This is a genomic window from Micromonospora sp. NPDC023633 (assembly GCF_040640035.1).
In the GTDB taxonomy this organism is placed as follows: domain Bacteria; phylum Actinomycetota; class Actinomycetes; order Mycobacteriales; family Micromonosporaceae; genus Micromonospora.
In genome coordinates, this window is sequence record NZ_JBFABB010000229.1 from 1 (window position 1) to 2,938 (window position 2,938).

Below are 2,938 nucleotides of genomic sequence, written 5' to 3' on the forward strand. Positions count from 1 at the left end.
CGTAACGCAGTTCAGGGCCACCCCGAAGGGGTGACCCTGAACTGAAAGATTGTCCGGCGGTGTCCTACTCTCCCACACCCTCCCGAGTGCAGTACCATCGGCGCTGGAGGGCTTAGCTTCCGGGTTCGGAATGTAACCGGGCGTTTCCCCTCCGCCATGACCGCCGTAACTCTATCGATATGTCAAACAACACCCAAACGGGTCTGTTGTTCGTTCATCGAGAGTTGCACAGTGGACGCGTAGCAGCTTAGTAGTCAAGTCCTCGGCCTATTAGTACCGGTCAACTGAACCCGTTACCGGGCTTACATTTCCGGCCTATCAACCCAGTCGTCTAGCTGGGGGCCTTACCCATCCGAAGATGGTGGGATACCTCATCTTGAAGCGAGCTTCCCGCTTAGATGCTTTCAGCGGTTATCCCTTCCGAACGTAGCTAACCAGCCGTGCCCCTGGCGGGACAACTGGCACACCAGAGGTTCGTCCGTCCCGGTCCTCTCGTACTAGGGACAGCCCTTCTCAAGTATCCTACGCGCACGGCGGATAGGGACCGAACTGTCTCACGACGTTCTAAACCCAGCTCGCGTACCGCTTTAATGGGCGAACAGCCCAACCCTTGGGACCTGCTACAGCCCCAGGATGCGACGAGCCGACATCGAGGTGCCAAACCATCCCGTCGATATGGACTCTTGGGGAAGATCAGCCTGTTATCCCCGGGGTACCTTTTATCCGTTGAGCGACACCGCTTCCACTCGCAAGTGCCGGATCACTAGTCCCGACTTTCGTCCCTGCTCGACCTGTCAGTCTCACAGTCAAGCTCCCTTGTGTACTTGCACTCAACACCTGATTGCCAACCAGGCTGAGGGAACCTTTGGGCGCCTCCGTTACCCTTTAGGAGGCAACCGCCCCAGTTAAACTACCCACCAGACACTGTCCCTGAACCGGATAACGGTCCGAAGTTAGATACCCAAATCAACCAGAGTGGTATTTCAAGATTGCCTCCACCCATACTGGCGTATGGACTTCACCGGCTCCCACCTATCCTACACAAGCTAATTCGGATACCAATGTCAAGCTATAGTAAAGGTCCCGGGGTCTTTCCGTCCTGCCGCGCGTAACGAGCATCTTTACTCGTAATGCAATTTCGCCGGGCCTGTGGTTGAGACAGTGGGGAAGTCGTTACGCCATTCGTGCAGGTCGGAACTTACCCGACAAGGAATTTCGCTACCTTAGGATGGTTATAGTTACCACCGCCGTTTACTGGCGCTTAAGTTCTCCGCTTCGCCCCGAAGAGCTAACAGGTCCCCTTAACGTTCCAGCACCGGGCAGGCGTCAGTCCATATACATCGAATTACTTCTTCGCATGGACCTGTGTTTTTAGTAAACAGTCGCTTCCCCCTGCTCTCTGCGGCCATACAACGCTCCACCCGCGCGGGGCTTCACGTCTCCGGCCCCCCTTCTCCCTAAGTTACGGGGGCAATTTGCCGAGTTCCTTAACCACAGTTCGCCCGATCGCCTCGGTATTCTCTACCTGACCACCTGTGTCGGTTTGGGGTACGGGCCGCTAAGAACTCGCTAGAGGCTTTTCTCGGCAGCATAGGATCACTGACTTCACCTGAATCGGCTCGGCATCACGTCTCAGCCTTCATGTGTTGCGGATTTGCCTACAACACGGCCTACACGCTTACCCCGGCACAACCACCGGCCGGGCTCAGCTACCTTCCTGCGTCACCCCATCGCTTGACTACTACCCGCCAGGTTCCCACGCTCCCCTGGCTTGGTCCGAAGACCGCCCCAAGTTCGGATGGTTAGCACAACGAGGTTCATCAGGGACGCTCTTTCGCGGGTACGGGAATATCAACCCGTTGTCCATCGACTACGCCTCTCGGCCTCGCCTTAGGTCCCGACTCACCCAGGGCGGATTAGCCTGGCCCTGGAACCCTTGGTCATCCGGCGGAAGGGTTTCTCACCCTTCTTTCGCTACTCATGCCTGCATTCTCACTCGTGCCGCGTCCACAACTGGGTCACCCCGCTGCTTCACCCCCGGCACGACGCTCCCCTACCCATCCACACACCTGCACAAGGAATCAAGTCCAAGCAAGGTAAAAATGTGAATGCCACAGCTTCGGCGGTGTGCTTGAGCCCCGCTACATTGTCGGCGCGGAACCACTTGACCAGTGAGCTATTACGCACTCTTTAAAGGGTGGCTGCTTCTAAGCCAACCTCCTGGTTGTCTATGCGACCCCACATCCTTTTCCACTTAGCACACGCTTAGGGGCCTTAGCTGGTGATCTGGGCTGTTTCCCTCTCGACTACGAAGCTTATCCCCCGCAGTCTCACTGCCGCGCTCTCACTTACCGGCATTCGGAGTTTGGCTGATTTCGGTAAGCTTGTGGGCCCCCTAGACCATCCAGTGCTCTACCTCCGGCAAGAAACACGCGACGCTGCACCTAAATGCATTTCGGGGAGAACCAGCTATCACGGAGTTTGATTGGCCTTTCACCCCTAACCACAGGTCATCCCCCAACTTTTCAACGTTGGTGGGTTCGGCCCTCCACGCGGTCTTACCCGCGCTTCAGCCTGCCCATGGCTAGATCACTCCGCTTCGGGTCTAGGACACGCGACTGAACGCCCTATTCAGACTCGCTTTCGCTACGGCTCCCCCACACGGGTTAACCTCGCCACATGCCACTAACTCGCAGGCTCATTCTTCAAAAGGCACGCCGTCACCCCGCAAGGCTCCGACGGATTGTAGGCGAACGGTTTCAGGTACTATTTCACTCCCCTCCCGGGGTACTTTTCACCATTCCCTCACGGTACTCGTCCGCTATCGGTCACCAGGAAGTATTTAGGCTTACCAGGTGGTCCTGGCAGATTCACGGCAGATTACAGGGGTCCGCCGCTACTCGGGAACACCCACAGAAGACCAGCCACTTTCACCTAC

The 2,938-nt window shown here is 56.9% G+C and carries 2 rRNA genes (1 of these 2 cut by a window edge); both read right to left on the reverse strand.

Annotation, left to right across the window (positions count from 1 at the left end):
* Window positions 1-51: 51 nt before the first annotated feature.
* Window positions 52-168 (reverse strand): 5S ribosomal RNA (rrf, locus tag AB0G13_RS33845).
* Between the two features lie 82 nt (window positions 169-250).
* A 23S ribosomal RNA gene (locus AB0G13_RS33850) occupies window positions 251-2,938 on the reverse strand (it continues 507 nt past the right edge of the window).